1 pseudogene is annotated in these 423 nt (G+C 68.3%); it reads left to right on the forward strand.

Annotation, left to right across the window (positions count from 1 at the left end):
• Positions 1-423 (forward strand): annotated as a pseudogene (thrS, locus tag G3I71_RS48400) (threonine--tRNA ligase); the annotation flags it as partial.

The raw sequence follows: 423 nt of genomic DNA on the forward strand, positions 1-423 counted from the left end.
CATCGGCATCAAGGGTTCGGCCTCGACCGACGACGGCGCGAACGTCGAGGTCGGCGGCGGCGAGCTGACCATCTACGACAACTTCGACGCGAAGACCGGCGACCTGTGCTGGAAGGACCTCTGCCGCGGTCCCCACCTGCCGACCACCCGCAACATCCCCGCGTTCAAGCTCATGCGCAACGCCGCCGCCTACTGGCGCGGCAGCGAGAAGAACCCGATGCTCCAGCGCATCTACGGCACCGCCTGGCCGTCGAAGGACGAGCTGAAGGCCCACCTCGAATTCCTCGCCGAGGCCGAGAAGCGCGACCACCGCAAGCTCGGCAGCGAGCTCGACCTCTTCTCCGTCCCGGACGAGATCGGCTCCGGCCTCGCCGTCTTCCACCCGCGCGGCGGCATCATCCGCCGGACCATGGAGGACTACTC

The sequence above is a fragment of the Streptomyces sp. SID12501 genome (assembly GCF_010550245.1).
Classification (GTDB): Bacteria; Actinomycetota; Actinomycetes; order Streptomycetales; family Streptomycetaceae; genus Streptomyces.